This window comes from Comamonas sp. 26, from assembly GCF_002754475.1.
GTDB lineage: Bacteria > Pseudomonadota > Gammaproteobacteria > Burkholderiales > Burkholderiaceae_C > Comamonas.
In genome coordinates, this window is the sequence record NZ_PEFL01000001.1 from 684,987 (window position 1) to 702,995 (window position 18,009).

General features: G+C 58.7%; 17 protein-coding genes. 13 read left to right on the forward strand and 4 right to left on the reverse strand.

Features of this window, described 5'->3' with window-relative positions; translation table 11 throughout:
• Position 1 precedes the first annotated feature (1 nt).
• Both CLU84_RS03255 and CLU84_RS03260 read right to left on the reverse strand, forming a co-directional pair.
• Positions 2-571 (reverse strand): 3'-5' exonuclease, encoded by a 570-nt coding sequence (locus CLU84_RS03255; RefSeq protein WP_158235164.1) that lies wholly within the window; start codon positions 569-571, stop codon positions 2-4.
• A gap of 374 nt (positions 572-945) precedes the next feature.
• Positions 946-1,629 (reverse strand): hypothetical protein, encoded by a 684-nt coding sequence (locus CLU84_RS03260; RefSeq protein ID WP_233209911.1) that lies wholly within the window; start codon positions 1,627-1,629, stop codon positions 946-948.
• A gap of 109 nt (positions 1,630-1,738) precedes the next feature.
• On the opposite strand from CLU84_RS03260, the gene CLU84_RS03265 reads away from it, so the two are divergent.
• From CLU84_RS03265 to CLU84_RS03290, 7 genes are all read left to right on the forward strand, one after another.
• The gene (locus tag CLU84_RS03265; protein WP_099735924.1) at positions 1,739-2,725 is read left to right on the forward strand and encodes a hypothetical protein; all 987 of its coding nucleotides are present in this window, start codon (positions 1,739-1,741) and stop codon (positions 2,723-2,725) included.
• Positions 2,726-2,801: 76 nt separating this feature from the next.
• Entirely contained in the window at positions 2,802-3,224 is a 423-nt protein-coding gene (locus CLU84_RS22620; RefSeq protein WP_369826790.1) for a DUF4043 family protein, read from the forward strand.
• Positions 3,113-3,850, forward strand: coding sequence for a DUF4043 family protein (locus CLU84_RS03270; protein WP_369826791.1), 738 nt, complete (start codon positions 3,113-3,115; stop codon positions 3,848-3,850). Before CLU84_RS22620 ends, CLU84_RS03270 begins: the two co-directional genes overlap by 112 nt.
• Positions 3,851-3,933: 83 nt before the next feature.
• Entirely contained in the window at positions 3,934-4,410 is a 477-nt protein-coding gene (locus tag CLU84_RS03275) for a hypothetical protein (RefSeq protein WP_099735925.1), read from the forward strand.
• A 76-nt stretch (positions 4,411-4,486) separates the two neighbouring features.
• Positions 4,487-4,960: a hypothetical protein gene (locus CLU84_RS03280; protein ID WP_099735926.1), complete on the forward strand. Its 474-nt coding sequence runs from the start codon at positions 4,487-4,489 to the stop codon at positions 4,958-4,960.
• A gap of 1 nt (position 4,961) precedes the next feature.
• The gene (locus tag CLU84_RS03285) at positions 4,962-5,636 is read left to right on the forward strand and encodes a DUF6682 family protein (RefSeq protein ID WP_099735927.1); all 675 of its coding nucleotides are present in this window, start codon (positions 4,962-4,964) and stop codon (positions 5,634-5,636) included.
• A gap of 8 nt (positions 5,637-5,644) precedes the next feature.
• Positions 5,645-7,282 carry a hypothetical protein gene (locus CLU84_RS03290; RefSeq protein WP_099735928.1) on the forward strand — a complete coding sequence of 546 codons (1,638 nt, stop codon included), beginning with the start codon at positions 5,645-5,647 and terminating at the stop codon, positions 7,280-7,282.
• A gap of 1 nt (position 7,283) precedes the next feature.
• Here the strand turns inward: CLU84_RS03290 and CLU84_RS21785 are convergent, their stop codons facing one another.
• Entirely contained in the window at positions 7,284-7,766 is a 483-nt protein-coding gene (locus CLU84_RS21785; protein WP_144445407.1) for a hypothetical protein, read from the reverse strand.
• Between the two features lie 162 nt (positions 7,767-7,928).
• On the opposite strand from CLU84_RS21785, the gene CLU84_RS03295 reads away from it, so the two are divergent.
• Both CLU84_RS03295 and CLU84_RS21790 read left to right on the forward strand, forming a co-directional pair.
• The gene (locus CLU84_RS03295; RefSeq protein ID WP_099735929.1) at positions 7,929-8,813 is read left to right on the forward strand and encodes a DNA-processing protein DprA; all 885 of its coding nucleotides are present in this window, start codon (positions 7,929-7,931) and stop codon (positions 8,811-8,813) included.
• A gap of 5 nt (positions 8,814-8,818) precedes the next feature.
• A complete protein-coding gene (locus tag CLU84_RS21790) occupies positions 8,819-9,490 on the forward strand; it encodes a hypothetical protein (protein WP_144445408.1) in 672 nt (223 codons plus the stop codon).
• 105 nt (positions 9,491-9,595) lie between these two features.
• Here the strand turns inward: CLU84_RS21790 and CLU84_RS03300 are convergent, their stop codons facing one another.
• Complete coding sequence (locus CLU84_RS03300; RefSeq protein WP_099735930.1) at positions 9,596-9,931, reverse strand: hypothetical protein; 336 nt, start codon at positions 9,929-9,931, stop codon at positions 9,596-9,598.
• A 161-nt stretch (positions 9,932-10,092) separates the two neighbouring features.
• On the opposite strand from CLU84_RS03300, the gene CLU84_RS21990 reads away from it, so the two are divergent.
• From CLU84_RS21990 to CLU84_RS03320, 4 genes are all read left to right on the forward strand, one after another.
• Positions 10,093-14,796, forward strand: coding sequence for a hypothetical protein (locus tag CLU84_RS21990; protein ID WP_158235165.1), 4,704 nt, complete (start codon positions 10,093-10,095; stop codon positions 14,794-14,796).
• A complete protein-coding gene (locus CLU84_RS03310; protein ID WP_099735931.1) occupies positions 14,793-14,984 on the forward strand; it encodes a hypothetical protein in 192 nt (63 codons plus the stop codon). The genes CLU84_RS21990 and CLU84_RS03310 overlap by 4 nt, the downstream gene beginning before the upstream one ends.
• A gap of 345 nt (positions 14,985-15,329) precedes the next feature.
• The gene (locus CLU84_RS03315) at positions 15,330-16,811 is read left to right on the forward strand and encodes a SulP family inorganic anion transporter (RefSeq protein WP_003052400.1); all 1,482 of its coding nucleotides are present in this window, start codon (positions 15,330-15,332) and stop codon (positions 16,809-16,811) included.
• Positions 16,812-16,937: 126 nt separating this feature from the next.
• Positions 16,938-18,008 (forward strand): hypothetical protein, encoded by a 1,071-nt coding sequence (locus tag CLU84_RS03320; protein WP_099735932.1) that lies wholly within the window; start codon positions 16,938-16,940, stop codon positions 18,006-18,008.
• Position 18,009: the final 1 nt, after the last annotated feature.

Genomic DNA, 18,009 nt, shown 5'->3' on the forward strand with positions numbered 1-18,009 from the left:
GTCACAAAGCTCCCTTGGCCGATAGGCTTTGATGCAGCGAGAGAGCCTTGACCAACTGCTTAGCCTCGTGGCGCGCGTCATCGATGGCGATGTGCTTCACGCCCACAAAGTCACCCACATCCTTTGCCGTGGGGTGCAGGTCCAGGATGGTTCGCATGTCGCGGTCAAAGCGCCATTCCCATGGGGGCTGCTGGTCAAACGTGTCATAGAGGCTGCGCAAGATCACGTTGTCGAAGACGGATCCATTGCCCCAGACCTTCACCTTTTCTGGGTCTGCAACGCTGGCTACCCAGGCTGCGAAGTCGCGCAGCGCTTGGCTTGGCAGCACCGTCTGAGCTGCCATGATGGACGCATAGCGCGCTTCTGTGGACTGCTCTGCCCACCAGCGCATGGTGTCTGGGTCTTCGTGGCGTGGGAATTGCAGGTTTTGGGCCAGCGGGATGTGGAATTCGTTGGTCAGCAGCTGCAGGTCTGGGCTGATGGCAACCGCGCCGATAGACGCGACGATGGCATTCGGCTTAGTGCTGCGGGTTTCGAGGTCCAGCACGATATGCGAGGCTTTGATAATCAAGTTTGTCTCCTGTGGGCAAAGAAAAAAGCCCGCGGACGGTTGCTGCGGGCTTGAATAAAGAGCCGGTTCCCTTTCGGGGCGCGCCTGGGGAAGTAATAGAGAGGGAGGAGATTTCCCAGGCCCGGCTAAAAAAGGTAGATGGCGCAGCTTTCTTCTGCCCGATGAGGGTCAGGCAGAAAAAATGCGCACTTAGGTTAATAAAAGGTGCTGCGCCATCTGGCGTGACCACTGTTCGCCAACGGAGCGGAGGCCGCGCCGAAGATCCTGATCACCGCTTGCTCTGGCTAATTCCAGAGATCAAACGTACTCGCTAGAGTGGTCACGCCGGATGGCTGCCGCTTACGCCGGCAAGTCGTGATGGTGGCCGGCTGTTGCTATTCTTCTTCGGGCTTCCAGCCTTTCACCTCATAGGCGAAGGCTGTCCACTTCGCTTTTTGCTCCTCCGACATCTCGCGCCATGGCTGAGCCTCATCCGCCTCAATCACCTCGCCGTTCTTCAGCTTGAACATGCCGCAGTTGCTGCCTATGTCCTCGTCTGCGTAAGTAATGGTGATCACTTCCTGTGGAAACTGCTTGGAGAGCGCCACAAAGATAGGCTTTGGACAAGCCCAGGCTGTATCGAATTGAGCAGTTCCGTTCTGCGAATCAACCACCCCTTCGCAAGCATTCCACTTGGTGCCCCATTCTTTGCGAGCGAAATCCATGTCGTGCAGGTAGCCGCAGGCTCGATGGTTGCGCAGCATTCCGATGAACTGCTCAAAGCTCTCGTCATCCAGCTGTTTGATGTCTGCTGCCTCGCGGCTTTGGGCTTCCAGTGCTCGAAGCAAGGGGTGATCCGAAAGCGCCCGTCCAACTACAGTCTCTGCCATGGTTTCGGCGCTCATGCTGATCCCATTCCAGTCCGATCCCACGATGCACGGCGATGGCATAGCCCCCAGCGCGCTGCAAAACAGTACGACCCCACTAGAGTTAGAAGGGCGCGGAAAAGCGCTTGATACTTCATCCCATCGCAGCGAGAAATCAAAGCGAAACAGCCCACTCGTGATGAGTCGGCCCATTCCCACCGCTGGAGAGTGTGAAGGTCAGGGCTTCAGCCCTGGCCTGAACCTCGAATCGGTGTGCCCCTCTCAATAGGCCCAGCCGGATAGCTGGGAACGGAGCACAAGAGTGAATCAAGCTCAACAACTGTTGGCTGCAGCCTTTGCGGGCGAACTGGACTTGGATGCGGACGCTTCCGAGTCTTCTGTCGTTCCAGCTACTGCACCCGCCCCGGCAGCCGCCGAAACCACCACCCAGACCCCAGCACCAGCCGCCCCTGCTCAGGATGAGCCCGAAGGCGCGCCGATTGCCAGCAAGTCGGGTAGCTACACCATTCCCTTTGAAAAGCTGACAGAAGCACGCACAGCGCGCGATACGGCCATGGCCGAAGCCGCTCAGTTGCGTGCCCAGCTGGAGCAGTTGACGGCCGCACAGGCTGCCAATCTGCAGCAAGCCCAGGTCGAGGCCCAAGCCCGTGCGGATGCCGGGAAGGCGCCGACCCAGGCCGACCAGAATCTGGAAGCCGCTCAAGCCCTGGTGGCCGGTGGTGCCGACGCATCTCTGTTCGGGGACTTCTCCGAAGAGGGAATGGCTGCAGGCATTGCCAAGATGGTGAGTCAGCAGGTTCAAGCCGCTCTGGCTCCCCAGCGCGAGGCAGAGCGCGAAGCCCAGGCCCGCGCGCAAGCTGCACAGGAGCAGACGGCAGAGCAGTCGCACTTTCAAGCCATCCTGGGCGCGCACAAGGATGCTTTTGAAATCGCTGAGTCCAAGGAGTTCGCCGCCTGGAAGGCTGGCCAGCCCGGATTCATGCAAGCAGCCATTGAGCGCACCCTGCAATCAGGCACCAGCAAGGATGTGATTGATCTGCTGGGCCAGTTCAAGGAAGTCCATGCGGGCGCGGCAGCTGCTGACCCCACTGCCAGTGCGGTAGCCAAGGCTTTGGCCGATGCCAAGAGCGCGCCACCCGTGAGTCTGTCGAGTTTGCCCGGAGCGGCACCCGCAGGCAGCGAGGCGGATCGCGCTGTAGAGCTGGCCAACGACCCGGCTGCATTGCTGGAGTACATGTCCAGCCTGAGTCCCGAGCGCCAGACGCGCTTGATGAATAGCGTGGTGTAAGCCGCAAGGCCCACCGCAAACCCTTTGGGCCATCTCGTGATGAGAGAGCCCTTGTCCCATAGCAGGAGGACTCGTTATGTCCAAAACCAGTGTAGGCGCAGGCTCGGCCAACGCGCAATTCGTACAAGCTGCTGGACTGTTTGCTCAGTCGATGCAGCGCAATTCCAAGCTCAACCAGATGGTGGGCACCATGCCCAAGGGCGAGGGCTCTGCCGCTGCGACCCTGCGCAAGCAGACCGCTACCGACATGCCCATCGTTCGCACGGTGGATCTGTCGCGCGGCAAGGGCGACGAGGTGGAGTTCCACTTTGTGCAGCCCGTGGGCGCATACCCCATCATGGGTGCCCGTATGACCACGCCGACTTTGACGCGATTACCGTCAATACCGTGCTGGCCCCCACCAAGAACCGCCATTACGTGGCAGACGGTGATGGCATCAAGGGCTTTACCGCCAATGCCGGTGAAATGGACATTGCTTCCACCGACATGCTGGGCATGAGCGTGGTGGACGCCTGCCGCACGCTGGTGGAGTCGATTGCTCTGCCACCTCCCGCGATTCGCCTGCCCGGTGACTCGGCGGCTGACGACTCCCCGCTGCGCATGCTGCTGGTGAGCCCCGCTCAGTACCACGCTTTCTCGCAGGACAAGGAATTCCGCCAGTTTCAGGCCAACGCGCTGACCCGCGCCAGCCAGGCCGAGCGCCATCCGCTGTTCCTGGGTGATGTGGGTCTGTGGAACGGCATTCTGATTGCCAAGCAGCCGCGCCCCATCCGCTTCTACGCGGGTGATTCGCTGAACTACTGCGCCAGCAATACCAGCGATGCGGAAAGCACTTGCGTGGTGCCTGCCAGCTTTGGCGTGACCCATGCCGTGGACCGCGCGCTGCTGCTGGGTGGACAGGCTCTGGCCCAGGCCTTTGCTTCCAGCCGTCACGGTGGCATGCCCTTCTTCTGGAAGGAGAAGGAGTTCGACCACGACGACAAGATGGAGCTGCTGATTGGCGCCATTCAGGGCACGTCCAAGGTGCGCTGGGCCGTGGACCAGGGCAATAACACCAAGCACTTCACGGATCACGGTGTGATCGCCATCGACACCGCTGTGCCCATCATCGGCGCACGCCAGTAATCCAGACCACCGGGCGCGGCCTTGGCGCGGCGCTCGGTGATTCTGGGTGTGCGAACCCTCTTGTTTCGATTTAGGAGCCAACCATGGCAATCGTGACCAACCTCTCCAAGCACCGCAACCAGCTCGGTGCCACTCCCTGGGGCAATCTCAATGTCCTGCTTTTTTCGCTGATCACCAACGCTCTCGGCGGCGCGACGGAGGCAGATTCTGCCGCTCCTCTCGCTGTGGGCGACAAGGTGCGTCTGGGCGTGATTCCTGCGGGCTCCACTTTGGTGGACTCTCTGACCATCGTATCCACCGGCCTGACCGCTACCGTCAAGGGTGATCTGGGCTTTGAGTACGTGGACGGTGTGAACAGCACCAAGGTGCCCCAGGATGCCTCCTACTTTGGCGCGGCTCTGGACCTGGCCACGGCGGCGCGACTGCGCAATGCCGCAACCAAGGCGCCGGTGACGCTGCCCAAGGATGCGTTTCTGGTGCTGACCACTTCGGGCGCGGCCAATGCCAAGGCAGGCCGCGTTGATGTGGCGGTGCAGGCTATCTCCACCGGCGCACTGTAAAGCGCGCTCCCAGGATGCGGGCCTGCCCTTGGGGTAGCGCCCGCATTCGTCCATCTGAACACTCCCCAGCATCATCATGAACTTTGTACGCATCACCTATACCGGCAAAAAGCTCTACCGCGACCGCGCTACCGGCCATGTCTGGACTCCTGACGAAGAAAAGCTGGTGAGCGAGGCCATCGCCAAGCCGCTGCTGAAGTTTGTCGAGTTCAAGCGCACCGCGGATCTGCCCAAGGCCGAGCCCGCAGAAACTACAGAGCAGGGCGCGGCGGGCTCGGAGCTGAACGCGGCCACACCTGTCACCACGCCCACCACCACTCCCGAGCTGACAGAGCAGGAAATAGCGGCCCTGGAGCAGAAGGTGCTGGACGACAAGGCCAAGGAAGTGGACGACCAGCGCGAGGCCATGCTGATCACCGTGCAGGGCATGAACAAGGCCGCTTTGACAGAGTACGCCCAGAAGTTTGACCACAGCTTTGACAGCAAAGCCAAGGTGGACGACATGCGCATCACCGTCAACGGCCTGATTCACCAATTCGGAGTGCGCTGACATGAACCTTGAGGAACTGATTGCCTCCTTTCGGGAGGATGCAATGGACAAGACCGAGCCCTACTTGTGGGGCGATGAGTCTGTGACGCGCTGGCTCAATGAAGCCCAGGACGAGGCGGCCATTCGCGGCCGTCTTCTGCTGGATGACAGCACGCCAGCCGTGACCACCATTGCGGTAGAGGCTGGCAAGGCCTCCTATCAGCTCCATTCCAAGGTTTATGAAATCGTCCATCTGCAGTGGACACCGAGCGCGGCCGCGCATCGAGCCCAGCCGGTGATTTTGGTGACGCGCGAGTGGCTGGACCGCAATCACCCGGACTGGCGCGTGCGCTTTGAGTGGGATGCGCTGTATGCCATCCAGACCGAGGGCGCGCTGCGGATGGTCCCCACGCCCCGTGAAGATGGGGTGCTGACGCTGGAGGCCTATCGCCTGCCCATGAAGGCCATGGCCAATGACACGGACAAGCCCGAGATTCATGCGGCCAGCCATGCCTACTTGGTGTACTGGGCCTTGCACAAGGCATTCAGCCAGCCCGATAGCGATGGCTTTGACCCGCAGCGCGGCAAGACTGCCGAGGCGGCATTTACAGGCTACTTCGGGTTGCGGCCTGATTCCGACCTGCGCCGCGCGACTCGGCAGGATGTGCCCCAGGTCAACGTGAACTATATTTTCTGAGGTGCCGCATGTTCGGACTGTCCAAACCCCAACCTAAAGCCAAGGGCGCGGCCCTGGCCCAGGCGCAAAACCAGGCACCTGACTCCATCCCCGGCATGTTCAAGCCGGGCGAGTTTGTTTTGCCGCCAGACACAGTGCACGCCATGGGCGGTAAGCAGGCACTTCAAGGTGTGGTGGATGCCACTCACTCTCAAGTGCCTGTGCAAGTCGATGGCCAGGCGCAAGGCCTGGGGCTCAAGCCCGAGGTTTTCTTTGCCAATGGCGGCGCGCCAGAGGACCAGCTCAAAGCGCCCATCAGCCCTTCCAATATTTATCCACAGGGCAGCCCAAGTGCTGGCGCTGGCATGAATCGCGGCCCTGGGATGCAGTTCGGCAGTAGCGGCCAGTTTGCCAAAGTGCCAAGCGGCATTGGTGGCAATCCAGCAGCGCCAGCGCGTCCCACGGCACAAGCGCCAGCCGCATCACCAGCGATAGCAGCCGCGCCAGCCATGGCACCCCCAGCCGCATCAGCACCGGTGGCTGCGCAAGCCCGCACAAGTCCCGGCATCTTCCCCGGCAACCGCCTGCAGGGGGATAGTGGCTTTTCTGGGGCACCTATCGCCCGGCCAGCTGCAGTAGCAGCGACCCAAGAACCAGGCGCTCAGCTCAAAGCGATTGCTGACAAGAATTCGCGTGGCGAGAGCTATGGCAACGACGCGCCCAATATGGCCAACCTGGGGCTGCAGTCTCCCAAGCCTGCCCAGGCGAGCGCGCCAGCCGCGCCCCCGGCTACTGGTGGCTTGTCTTACTCAGACAATATGCGCTCCATTGGTGACGACATTAAGCGCAGCTGGGGTGCTGGCAACTACGGTGAAGCCATTGGCAAGACCGTGGCAGGAACTGTTGGCGGCATCACCACCCCCGTGATTGATGGCGTGGTCAATGGTGCCAGCGGTGTGTCGGGCTTTGCGCGCGGCTTGTTTGGCATGGAAAGCGACAGCAGCGCGGCTGCCGGCGTACCAGCGGCGGCATCATCGGCATCGCCCGCAGCCAATCGCGCAGCACCAGCGGGCTACACCCAGGCCAGCCAAGGTGTGATGGGACCGCCCAGCCGTGCGGATCTGGCCGCTCAAGGCAAACAGGTAGATGCCAACCTGCAAACCATGGGCTTCAATACTGCGCTTGCCCGTGAGCGCATGGGCCAGCAAGGTGCCAACCAGCGCGCGGCCTTGGCCGAGTCCGGAGCAAGTGCCCGTGCCAATGGCCAGCTGGGTCTTGGATTGGGACGCCTGGCACTGGATCAGAGTCGCGCCGGCAGCGAGGACCGACTGCGCGAGCCGCAGATTCGCGCGGCAGAGCGCATAGGGCAGATGCAGGAGGCGTACATCAATGCCGAGACGCCAGAGCAAAAGGCCGCGATTGCAAGCCAGATGCGCGCCTATGGCGGTAAGGATGACGCTGATTGGAAGGTGCAGGTCACGCCTGCAACCAAAAACGTGGATGGGTCTACGTCAGCAGGGTCCATCATTCGCTGGAACACCCGAGATGGGGATGTTCAAGAGGTATCTGGTTCTCAGAGCAAACAGGAGTTTGTGAAGGGAACTGTGTACCAAGATGCCAAGGGCAATAAGCAGCGATGGAATGGAACCTCTTTTGAGTCCGTGTAATTCAATTACTTACTGGGCGCGCGGTTGATGGATCAAACTGATTTGGGGAAGAAGTCGGTTCATCAACGGGGCGCGCGGTTGTGGGGTCAAAGGCACTGCTTGCGGGTGAATCAAGTTTCCCATTGAATGGGATCGACCCATTGTTTTGAGGTGGTTTGGGCGCTTGAGCTGCTGTTTTTTGAGTCCGGTTGCCGTTGAACTCAGCCCATTGTCCAAGCATGAATAGCCCGAGGCAGACCCATACAAGTATGAAAAAGCTCTTTGGCCAGGCGCGCTTGGCACGTTCTGTCAGGAACACCGCATAGAGTCCATAAGCTACAAGCCCCAGCACTATGGGCCCGACCCAAGTGACGAGCCACATGCCGATTGCTTGTGAGTCGTAGTAAATCAGCGGATTGGCCAGAGCCACGATCCCCATGCCGATCAGGTGACGGGCATATAAGAGTGGCGTTGGTGTCGCAGTTGAGGCTGTAGTTGCTTGCATGTTCCCTCCTGCTGGGAACTGTAGCAGAGGGGTCAACATGTCGAGGCATCGGAGGTTCGTGATTTTATTGTACTTTTGCAAAAATACTGTATAAAATTACAGTCTTCTGTGTGGTACTTTTGAACTAAGCTGTACTCAAATTTAGTAAGAAATGGGAAGAAAATGGGCTGGGCAATTTCAGAATTCCTAGCGGAAAAGCCAATTGATATACGCGTCGAGCTAGGGGCGTATGAATTTCTTTGGCAACAAAAGGACGCCACCACAAAACGGTTGGCGGAGCTGTTTGATGCACATCCGGGGAAGCTACCCTCGGAACTTGTTGATGAAGACGACGCCTTGAAGGCCTCGGAAGAAGTGCTGAGCTTCTTCAGCAAAGGCGGGGTCTCGAATTTTGGTATTCGTATTAACGGCAGCCCAGACTATCCCGAGCGCTTGCGCGATGCTCCCTATCCGGTGGAATTGCTGTATTTTTTGGGAACCTGGGAGCTGGCGGAGGCACCGCGTAGGGTTGCAGTAGTTGGAACTAGAGAGGTTAGTACGGAGGGGGCAAGTCGTACACGCAAGCTAGTTCGTCAGTTGGTCGAGAATGATTTCACAATCGTTTCCGGCCTCGCCAAGGGTGTTGATACCATCGCCCACGAGACTGCGATCGCAGCTGGGGGGAGAACCGTGGCCGTAATTGGTACGCCAATTTCTGAGGTTTACCCCAAGGAGAATGCGTATCTCCAGCACAAGATTGCCCATGATTTTTTGTTAGTCAGCCAAGTTCCGGTCTTGCGTTACAAGGCGCAAGGGGCGCATATCAATCGTTTCTTTTTTCCTGAAAGAAACAAAACCATGTCTGCTTTGTCAGAGGCGACAATTATCGTTGAGGCGAGTGAAACATCGGGCACCTTAATTCAAGCGCGTGCTGCCCTAGAGCAAGGTCGAAAGCTGTTTATTTTGGAAAGCAATTTCCATAATCCTGCGATTTCTTGGCCTGCTAAGTACGAGGCCAAAGGAGCTATTCGAGTGAAGAGTGTTGAGGATATATTGAAAGAATTTTAATAAGAATGAATCTTCCGACTCGACTTACCAAAATTACCGATATTCAGATTGGTGATCATTCTTTTTTGAATGAATCTCATCAGTGTTTCTATTGGGGGGAGTACACCCCTTATAAAGGAGCTACATACTCTTCAACAAATCAGCTTATTATGAATTTGAAGAAGAAGATGGAGCGACGTGGTAAGCCTGATTGGCATTACAAAGCTGAGGCAATTGAGAACGTTGCACGTCAATTTTCCAGGCTTTGGAATTGGGGGGATGTGAACTCTAAATTTTCCTTGGTGGTGGTTCCAATGCCTTCGTCAAAGGCTAAAGCTGATCCTGAATATGACGATAGGATGATGCAGGTGCTCTGCCGTATTGGCACGCTTGTAAACGTGCCTTTAGATATACGGGACTGCTTATCGTTTGATGGATCTTGTCCTCCTAGTCATGGAGCCACTGAAAGGCCCAGTGTAGATAGGCTTTATGGGTCTATGTCTTTTAATAAGTATGCGACTGTTGAGCAAGGCCCTCCAAACATGATATTTTTGTTCGATGATGTTTTGACTTCGGGCGCACATTTTGTCGCCGCGTCGCGCGCTTTGAATGAAAATTATCCAGGCGCTCAAATCATTGGAAACTTTGTCGCGCGCCGTGCCTTGATTAATCCCTTTGAAAATACTGACGATTCTTAAAAATCCTGTGAAGTCAAAGTATCTCAATTTTTTTGAGATGCAAACCAAGCCCGCCTAGTGCGGGCTTTTTTGTCGCCTGCTGCGATCGAAATCGCGCTCGATGAGTCAGGAGTGGAGGGTGCAGCGTCCCCCTTGATTCTCTGCCCACTCTTTGGGCGTCTCAACCGTGCTGAGGCCTGGCACTGTAGCTTTGCAGCGTGCGCCTTTTTGAGTGAAGCCAGAGCAGTAGACACGGTATTCGTCCTGATGCCACCCAAGGTAGTCTGACTTGCTTACCCCATAGTGCTTTGCAAGAAATCCAACGGGGTCCGCTGCGTACGCGATTACTTCTTGCGCGCCGAGCAGGACTGTGCGCTGTCCTCCCGGCGCAGCATGGGAAACATAAAAGCCGACGTCCTTCTCAGCCAGTTCCTTGATCGCGCTTGCGAGGTGGTTGCTCATGCATAAGCCTTTCTGTGGTGACTTGGATACTTGAATGGTATTGCAGCCGCGCTAGTGGATGGTTGCGCATGCCCCCCTCTAGGGTTCGACCTGCAGTCAGGGGTGAGGTGTCATTGGGGGATGAGCAATGCATTCGACCCCAAAACGGCCAAGCCGGTTACATGCAGCAGCAGGGCAAGGCCCAGGGCTGGAGCAAAGACATGGTGGCCCAGCGCAATGCGCTGCAAAGCCAGCTGACCAAGCTGGAGGTGCAGTCGGCTGCAGGGCAGACACAAGGTGCATCGACCACTGGCACGCCAGCCCCCGCCCAGTTGAGCGGCATCACACAGATTCTGGCCAAGCAGATTCCCGCCATGAGCGAGCAGGAGCTGCAGCAGGCCATTGCCCATTACGGCCCCAATCACAAGCGCACGCAAAAACTGGAAAAAGCACTTCAGGCGCTTGCGCAGCAAACGCTAACAGCTATTGAAACAGGAGCTAATGCCAATGTCTCTCAAGCCTCTCAAGCCCAGCAAGGTAGCGCGCAACCTGCGCAAGCAACTCGAGCGCAAGCAACAGCGTCTGGCCCGTCTGCCGTAGGTGAAGCGGCGCGGATTGCCAAGGAAGGCAATGCCCAGCGCGAGCAAGACCGCCAGCGCCAGCTGGATGCCAGCGAACGCTGGATGCGCATGACCACGGTGGAGCGCCAGGCGATTACCCAGGCCAGCAAAGGTTTGAATGCCCCGCAGCGTGCAAATGTGCACAAAGCTGCCTGGGGCGACCTGTCGGAGAAGGTGCGCGCCAAGCTGGCCGATGCCATGGGCAATCAAACAGCCGTGGCCGGTAAAGATGCAGGAAATCAACCGCTAGCGCTTGTCAATAAAGCGCAAGTAGCTACTGAATCTGTAGCAAATCCGTCAACCGGTCAAACACCCGTCAAACAGGCCGCGCAGCCGGTGGGCGATGAAAAACCGTTCGCGCCGGAGACCGGCACGCTGGGCATCCCTCGCGCTGACATGCCCCAGGTGCCCACGGCCAACCATGGCGGCATGGTCAAGCACCTGAATGCCCAAGGCATCGCTCACGAGACCACCATGGTGGACGCGGCAGCGCTCAAGCCCACGCAGGCTGAGTATTCGCCCGCCAAGGTCGAGGCTGCCAAGAGCGCGACTGGCGACCGTGCGGTGATTGTGTCCAGCGATGGCCACATCATTGACGGCCACCACCAGGCAGTCGCTGCAGCCGAGGAAGGCAAGCAGGTCAAGGCCATCGTGCTGGATGCACCGGTGGAGCAGGCGTTGGCAGCGGTGAAGGCTTCGCCCAGTGCGAATGCCGCGCCGGCATCAGCACCGGCAACCGAGCCCACGCCTGCACCTGCACCAAAGTCGGTACCGCAGCGCATGAAGGAGGCCAAGGCTGCGAAGGATGAAGCTGCGGCGTCCAAGCGCGTGGCAAAGCCCAAGAGCATTCCAGCCAAGATGCGCGAAGCCATGGCCGCGCGCGCCGACTATTTCACGCCTGGCAATATCGTGAAGGGTTACAGCGGTCATGACCGTGTGATTGCCTATACCACTCGGGATTCTCACGGCGGCTGGAGTGTGACGGTGCAGGCTGTTCGCAAGCAGGGTGATGGCTGGGTGAATGAAGCGAATGAGGGGCCGCGCACCCATACCACTCAACCCACGGCACGCGACCTCAAGGCGGGGCCGGTGGAGCGAGGCATTGATGTGCTGGGCAGAGAGGACGAGCTGCCATTCAGCCGCAGCACATTAGAGGCGCCACAAACCGATCAGGAAAAGGCTCTGGTTTTGCAGGGTGCGCCGGTTGCCGAAGTGGACACTGCCATTGCGCCGATGGGGGCACCTGCGATTCGCAGTTGGGCGACAGACTTGTTTGAGCAGCAGGGCGGAAAGGCGCACAACCCAGCGTTGGGCGATGTGATGCTAGACGGGCGATCAGTGCGCAGTTCGCTTGCTCATGGTCGTCCTAACGCTCACAAGGTAGCGGCTTTTGCTGCGGTCAAGGATGTGCTGGAGAAGGGTGCTGTGGTGCTCTCGGCTAGGCATGGCCGCGATGGTGACAGCTTCTATGTGAGCGCGCCAGTCAAAGTCGGCGGGGCTATCAATATAGTGACCGTGTTGGTCAAGCGAGACCCCAATGACCAGCGGATGTACTTGCATAGCGTGGCCACAAAAGAATATCTCCTGAACCGCCGAGTTTCCAGGACTGACACCACTAGTGGTGTGGAGCGATCTGGCTCAAACGATTCAGGAGACGCCTCTACTTTAGCAAAGCAAAGAGATGTGGGCAAGGCCTCGACCGAGGAAGTGGCAGATGAGCTGCATCGCCTGTTGACCTTGAATGCGGGAGAACGGGCAGATAACGCATCGACAACGGCGCGCTTCCGCCGCGAAGCCGCAGACACCGCGACGGGCGCGGACTTTGATGTAGCCAGCTTCCTGCAAATCATGAACGAGGGGCAGCCAGCCAGCGCCGCAGCTGCTGCAGCCCCGGCGATGAACGTGCGCCCCAGCTACTCATCTGCAGCTCGTGCGGAGGCTGTGCGCGCCGTGACGGGCACGGCTGATGCCATTCGTCAGGCCTGGGCCAACGGTCCCGAGGTGATCGTTGCCTTTGACATGCAAGACCCTGTGGTGCCCGAGAGCGCGCGCCGTGCGGACTTGAAGCAACGCAGCGGCGGTGCCCGTGGCGCGCCGGAAGGCTTCTATTACCAGGGCAAGGTGTATCTGATGGCGTCCAAGCTCAAGACGCCCAATGACGCTGCCCGCGTGCTGTTTCATGAGGCGCTGGGCCACCATGGTCTGCGCGGCCTGTTTGGTAAGGAGCTGGACCAGATCCTGAACCAGGTGGCCAACATGCGTGAAAAGGAGGTGGACGCCAAGATCAGTGAATACGGACTGCGCGGCGTCAGCAAGCTTGATCGCCGCACGGCCGCTGAAGAAGTCTTGGCCGAGATGGCGCAGAGCACGCCCCAGATTGGCTTTGTGCGCCGTGCCGTGGCCGCCATTCGTACCTGGCTGCGCACCCATGTGCCGGGTTTCAAATCTCTGGCCCTGACTGATGCCGAGCTGATCCGCAACTACATCCTGCCGGCGCGCGCCTGGGTGGAGAACGGCGGTGCTGCTGGCAATCTGAATGGGGTTGCTTCGTTCAGTCGTGACTCGCGTGAAGCACCTCAGACCGATCTGGAAAAGGCGCTTGTGCTGCAGGGTGCGCCGGTGGCGGTCCTGGATTTGAAGAACGCGCCATCAGGGGGATATGCCGCAGTGGAGCGATGGGCGGCGGACCTCTTTGCCCAGCAGGGAGGTAAAGCCATCAGCCCGGAATTTGGTGAGGTGCTTCTGGATGCGCGCTCTGCAAAAAGCTCGGTAGCGCATGGCGGTGCCAACGATGCCAAGAAGGTGGCATTTGCAGCGGTCAAGGATGTGATTGAGCGTGGTGCGCTGGTGTATCGGACCACAGCGGGTAATACCGATAGCTTTTACTCTTCCGCGCCGGTGAGTATTTCAGGCAAGGACAACATCGTGACGGTTCTGGTTCGCCGCGACCACAACACGCAGCGGATGTACCTGCATAGTGTTTCGCTCAAAGAAAATCTCCTGAAGCCGAGAGTATCCAGTGTTGATGCCAATAAGGCATCCGAACGGTCTGGCTCAACGAGTTCAGGAGAAGTCTCTACTTTAGCAAATGGTGTGCAGCAGGGCAAGGTGGCCACTGAAGATGTTGCGCGCGAACTCAACCGCCTGCTGACTCTGGATACCAGTTCAACGCAGGATGGTGCAGGCGAGCCCATGTTCAGCCGCTCCCGCTTCATGGACCTCAAGGATAGTGCCCTGGATCAGCTGAGCCAGACTTTCACCCACGAGGGCAAGGTATCGCTTTGGGATAAATCCGTGGGCACCATGCGCCATCTGGGCGAGCGCGCGCCAGCCTTCAAGCCGGTTTACGAGGCAGCAAGCCAGAACATTGAAGATGTTTCCATGCTGGCCAACGATGCGGCCGATGCCGCACCGCGCCTGATCCCCCGTGTGGAAAGCCTGCGCGACATGCTGGGCAAGGATCGCAAAAAGCCGGTTTCTGCGGCCGACAACAAGGCCGTGGGCAAACCGCTGTTCGAGGGCACGCTGATCTGGGGGCGCGACGAGAACGGTAAGGCGACCTTGGTGGAGGATCTGCAAAAGCGCCATGCCAACCTCTCGGTGCACAACAAGGCGGCCATGCTGCTCAAGCAGGGAAAGATTGATTCGGGTGTGCTGGCCATGTGGCAGGGCAAGCCTTTGGAGCAATTTGAGAAGCTGATTGACTCTCGTTTTGAGAGCGTGTTTCTCAAGCCCGGTATTGTCTGGAGTGATACCGAGCTGCAATCTCTGTTTGGCGCCAACGCCAACCAGATCAGCCTGTACCGCGAAGCGCGCGCGGCCATTGATCGCTCCATCGACATGACGGCACGCACTGACATGCTGCGCGTGGTGGGCGAGAAGTACGAGGCCATGCGCGATGCCGTGCTGGGCCAGCCATCCGTCGAAGCTGCTGCCCAGCTGCTGCTCGATACCCTGGAGCAGGACGCCAAGGCCGACCCGGACTCACGCGACCGCCTGGGCGAGTACATGCAGCAGATCAAGCGCCGCATGGAAACGGCCACGGATCTGCAAAAGGCGGGCTATGCCCCTCTGTCGCGCTTTGGGCGCTACACGGTGGATGTGGTGGATGCCAATGGCGAGCGCCAGTATTTTGGGATGTACGAAACCGCGCGCGATTCCAACTTGGCCAAGATGCAGCTGGCGCAGGAATTCAAGGGCGCGACCATCACCACCGGCACCATGAGTGCCCAGACGCGCTGTTCCGCAAGGACGAGGCTGCGGTGAAGCGGGTGCGCGAGCGCCTGGCGGACTGGAACCGCGATAACCCAGAGCAGCCTATCGTGGTGAAGATGCCGGATGTGTGGAAGAAGGTGCGTGAGATGGGCAAGGACCGCACCCAGCGGATCGCGGATACGGCGCCCAAGGCGCTTAGGGCGCAAATGAGGGAGGAAGCGGCTGCGTTGCGGAGCTGAGAGTGGCCGGCCGTGGGGCCGGTTGCGACCCTTTGGAGTCCTTAAACCTCATCGTGTGGATGTGTTTTTTCTAGTTAAAATTCTTGCGATGGCTGCTCTTGCTCACTTCACGCAACAACCGGTTGATTACCGGGGCGCAGCCCTGCCTCGCGGACGCTTCCGCTCCGTCACTCCGCCCTAATCTGGGCACCAGCGCAGCAAGAACGCTTTACTTCTTGCCCCACCTGTTCGTCTTGCCTGTAGCTAGAGCTATAGGCTTGCTCGCGTTTTCATTGCGCCTACTCCTGCCCTTCATGCAGGTTGCTTTGGTGCGTTCTGCCCCTCTATGCTGAGGGTGGTATACCTATGTCTATTGAAAAAATCAGAACCGTATGGTTCTCTAATGTCCGTGGCGATTTGCTGGCGGGCGTCGTTGTTGCCTTGGCACTTATTCCGGAGGCCATTGCTTTTTCCATCATTGCTGGCGTTGACCCCAAGGTGGGTCTGTATGCCTCCTTTGCGATTGCCACACTTATTGCTTTTGTTGGCGGGCGGCCTGGCATGATTTCAGCCGCTACCGGCGCTATGGCCTTAGTGATGGTGACGCTGGTAAAAGAGCATGGACTGGACTATTTGCTAGCTGCCACCATTCTTGCTGGTGTGCTCCAAATGCTGGCAGGCTTCTTACGCTTGGGCCAGCTCATGCAGTTTGTCTCTCGTTCCGTGGTGACGGGCTTTGTGAATGCATTGGCCATATTGATTTTTATGGCTCAACTGCCGGAGCTGACCAATGTCACTTGGCATGTCTATGCGATGACGGCTGCAGGGCTTGCCATCATTTATGGCTTGCCCTACATCACCAAAGCCGTTCCTTCGCCTTTGGTTGCCATCATTGTTTTAAGCATCGCTTATGTGGTTCTCGGTCTAGACATTCGCACGGTTGGCGATATGGGCGCACTCCCTGATAGCCTGCCGAGCTTCTTCATTCCCAATGTCCCCTTCACTTGGGAGACGCTCCAAATCATCCTGCCGTATTCCGCCACCCTGTGTGTCGTGGGCCTGCTGGAATCGCTCATGACGGCCACCATCGTGGATGACATGACAGACACTACGAGTAACAAAGACCGTGAATGCGTCGGCCAAGGTATCGCCAACGTTGCTACAGGTTTTGTGGGTGGTATGGCCGGATGCGCCATGATTGGTCAGTCGGTCATTAACGTGAAGTCTGGGGGGCGTGGGCGTTTGTCTACGCTGACCGCAGGTGTAGTGTTGCTGATACTGGTTGTGTTTCTTGGCGATTTGGTGAAGCAGATTCCCATGGCCGCCTTGGTCGCCGTGATGATCATGGTGTCGATTGGCACCTTCAACTGGCGCTCTATCAAGGACTTGGTTGCCCACCCCAAAACATCCAGCGTTGTGATGCTCGCTACCGTCGTTGTGACTGTTGCAACCCATGACTTGGCCAAGGGAGTGCTGACTGGCGTTCTTCTGTCTGGTGTGTTCTTTGCACACAAGGTGCGCCGTATTTTGGATGTCACCTCAAGCCTCAGCCCAGACGGTAAACAACGTACCTATTTTGTTTCTGGGCAAGTATTTTTTGCCTCTTCTGAAAGCTTCATTGCTAGGTTTGACTACCTTGAACCGGTGGAGTACATCTGTATTGATGTGAGCCAGACTCAGTTTTGGGATTTGACCTCAGTTGAGGCACTTGACCGGGTAGTGTTCAAACTACGACGCGGCGGAACAAAGGTCGAAGTGCGAGGGCTAGATGCAAGAAGTGCCAAGTTGGTCGAACAGTTCGCCGTTTATCCAAAAAGTGAAAGCACTAGCTACGTAAAACTTCATTAAGGTAAGAGCCTAGAGCGGACTACTTAAGTTGTGGCTCAAGGTCAGCTTCTGGCCGCTAACAGCCGTTCAACATTAGCACCCCTCTAGGGTTCGACTCCAATCCATGGCCGCGTAAAACTCGCGGCCATGTCTCTTTTCACGGCCATTGTTCTATCTGCCAAGCCTGTCACGCTGGTGCTGCCCGGTGTGCAGGTGCTGGGCTGCACCCAGGTGCTGCGCTCTGCCGCTGACCTGCATTCCGCGCGCCTGGATGCGCTGGCCAAGGTGCAGACGCCTTACTGCTTTTACCTCGATGACGACGATGAGTTGCCCGACGACTATCTGAGCGTGCTGGCGGAATGCGAGGCCAAGATGCGCGCCCGTGGCGTGCCCATGGCTTACACCGAGGAGATTCTGCGCGAGCCCGGTAAAAGCGATGTGCGGCGCAGCTGGTACGAGTACGACAACGACCGCCACGCTGTCGGCCCCATGGCATTGCATCACCTGGTGGTGATGGAGACGGTGCCGGCGCAGGAGGTGGCGCGCGGCTTGCCCTTGGTGCCCCCAGGCATGGAGCTGCGCTGCTACATGACGGGCCCCAATGGCTCCATGTTCCACCGCGCCGAGATGGCCGAGTTTGGTGGCGCGGCGCTGATCACCACGCAGGCCGATACCGGCGCGCTGGCAGAAACCATGGGCCTGATGCCTCTGCCTGCCGGCCAGATCCTGCGCGCCCACAAGAGCCGCATGCTGTGCGCGCGGGGCCACGTGCTGTTTTACAGCCAGGCTTTTGCGCCGCTGCTGGCCGACCCTGTCGCGGGCTATGTGGCCTTTGATGCGCCCATCACCATGGTGCGCCCCTGTGGTCAGGGCGTGTATGTGGCCGCTGGCCGGACCTACTGGTTTGCGGGTGACCTCTCCATTGCGGACATGCAGGAGGTCTTGCCTTACGACGCACTGCCGGGCTCTGACAGCTGCCACCCCAAGAACCCAGAAACCGTGTTCTGGATGAGTGAGCACGGCCTGGTGCGCGCCAACAGTGCGGGCCAGCTGATGAATGTGCAGGAAGAGAACCTGGCCATCGAGGGCGGCCAGCGTGCCGCCACCTATTTGCGTGAGCGCGGCGGTCAGCGCCATGTGATCGCTGCAACCCAGTCCCCCGGCATTGCCCGTGGGGCTGTCCACGCATCCATGGATGCAGAAATCGTGAGGTACTGAG

Excerpts from the sequence above, each read along its gene's own strand:
- CLU84_RS03295 (WP_099735929.1), top strand. The coding sequence starts at position 7,929 with ATGGGCTGGGCAATTTCAGAATTCCTAGCGGAAAAGCCAATTGATATA.
- CLU84_RS03320 (WP_099735932.1), top strand. The coding sequence starts at position 16,938 with ATGTCTCTTTTCACGGCCATTGTTCTATCTGCCAAGCCTGTCACGCTG.
- CLU84_RS03260 (WP_233209911.1), bottom strand. The coding sequence starts at position 1,629 with ATGGGCCGACTCATCACGAGTGGGCTGTTTCGCTTTGATTTCTCGCTG.
- CLU84_RS03300 (WP_099735930.1), bottom strand. The coding sequence starts at position 9,931 with ATGAGCAACCACCTCGCAAGCGCGATCAAGGAACTGGCTGAGAAGGAC.
- CLU84_RS03315 (WP_003052400.1), top strand. The coding sequence starts at position 15,330 with ATGTCTATTGAAAAAATCAGAACCGTATGGTTCTCTAATGTCCGTGGC.
- CLU84_RS21785 (WP_144445407.1), bottom strand. The coding sequence starts at position 7,766 with ATGCAAGCAACTACAGCCTCAACTGCGACACCAACGCCACTCTTATAT.
- CLU84_RS03285 (WP_099735927.1), top strand. The coding sequence starts at position 4,962 with ATGAACCTTGAGGAACTGATTGCCTCCTTTCGGGAGGATGCAATGGAC.
- CLU84_RS03290 (WP_099735928.1), top strand. The coding sequence starts at position 5,645 with ATGTTCGGACTGTCCAAACCCCAACCTAAAGCCAAGGGCGCGGCCCTG.
- CLU84_RS21790 (WP_144445408.1), top strand. The coding sequence starts at position 8,819 with ATGAATCTTCCGACTCGACTTACCAAAATTACCGATATTCAGATTGGT.
- CLU84_RS03280 (WP_099735926.1), top strand. The coding sequence starts at position 4,487 with ATGAACTTTGTACGCATCACCTATACCGGCAAAAAGCTCTACCGCGAC.
- CLU84_RS03275 (WP_099735925.1), top strand. The coding sequence starts at position 3,934 with ATGGCAATCGTGACCAACCTCTCCAAGCACCGCAACCAGCTCGGTGCC.
- CLU84_RS21990 (WP_158235165.1), top strand. The coding sequence starts at position 10,093 with ATGCAGCAGCAGGGCAAGGCCCAGGGCTGGAGCAAAGACATGGTGGCC.
- CLU84_RS22620 (WP_369826790.1), top strand. The coding sequence starts at position 2,802 with ATGTCCAAAACCAGTGTAGGCGCAGGCTCGGCCAACGCGCAATTCGTA.